1 protein-coding gene is annotated in these 1,063 nt (G+C 74.9%); it reads right to left on the bottom strand.

The features are described from left to right. The coding region (locus AOK01_RS40150; RefSeq protein ID WP_055520595.1) for a PP2C family protein-serine/threonine phosphatase at positions 1 to 916 on the bottom strand (916 nt) is incomplete at its 3' end. Positions 917 to 1,063 lie beyond the last annotated feature (147 nt).

The raw sequence follows: 1,063 nt of genomic DNA, 5'->3' as shown, positions 1-1,063 counted from the left end.
CCGACTCCGACTCCGCCCCTGCCCCCGGCCCGGCCAGGTCGCCCAGGCCGAGCGGCAGGCCGTCGCCGGGCGGCAGGAGGCGTACCCCGGCCGGGCCGGCCGCCAGTGGGGGTTCGTGCCCGAAGTTGACGACCTCGATGTGGCCGCCGGGCGAGCCGCACGGCGGGAACGCGACGAGGACCGCGGTCGCGAAGCGCTCCACGCCGCGCGCCGGTTCCCCGCCCAGGTCCGTCACGTACTGCCGCTGGCGGCGCATCCGTACCTCAAGGCGTTCGGCAACGACGGCCAGGGACGCCTCGTGGTACGCGGACTCGCGGAACGTGCCGAGCAGCGCGGCGGCGGTGTCGACCGCGGGCAGGCCCTTGCCCTGGACGTCCCCGAGGAGGACCCGTGTGCCGTGCGGGCCCGGCTGGATGTCGTAGAAGTCGCCGCCGACGCGTGCCTCGCTGTCGGCGGCCAGGTAGACGGCCGCGTGGTCGAGGCCGGCCCAGGGCGTGGGCAACGGGCGCAGCACGGTACGCCGGGTCGTGTCGGCCACGTCGCGCATGTGCAGCATCCGCCGCTCCTCCCGGACCCGTACGGCACACGCGGTCGTCGCCAGCGCCCCGCCCACGGCGACGAGGATGAAGTCGGGCAGGCCGGTCTGGTCCTGGTGCGGCCAGGCGGCGTCCACCTCGATGTACGTGACGAGGGAGAGCACGGCGAACGCGGCCGTGCCCCTGACTCCGCAGATGGCCGCCGCGATGCCGGGCACGAGGACGATCCAGGAGATGATCCTGAACTCGCCCGTGGTGTTGCTGTCGATCACGGCGATCGCGACGAGCAGGAGCAGCGGGGGTACCCAGGCGACGCTGCGCCCGCGTACGCGGAGCAGGTGCTGCCGCTGGGCACGGGTGCCGGGGTCCGCGCCGCTCATCCGCCCAGCTCACCATGCGGGGTTGCGTGCCGCATGCCGGACGGGTCATACGTGCGGGTGGGTGGGGGCCGGCCGCGCAGTTCCCCGCGCCCCTGAAAGCGTGGGCCGAGGCCGGTTCGTATGTGCGGGTGGGTGGGGGCTGAGCGC

It is taken from the genome of Streptomyces aurantiacus (assembly GCF_001418335.1).
Lineage (GTDB): Bacteria > Actinomycetota > Actinomycetes > Streptomycetales > Streptomycetaceae > Streptomyces > Streptomyces aurantiacus.
This window is presented reverse-complemented; position numbering and strand designations above follow the sequence as displayed.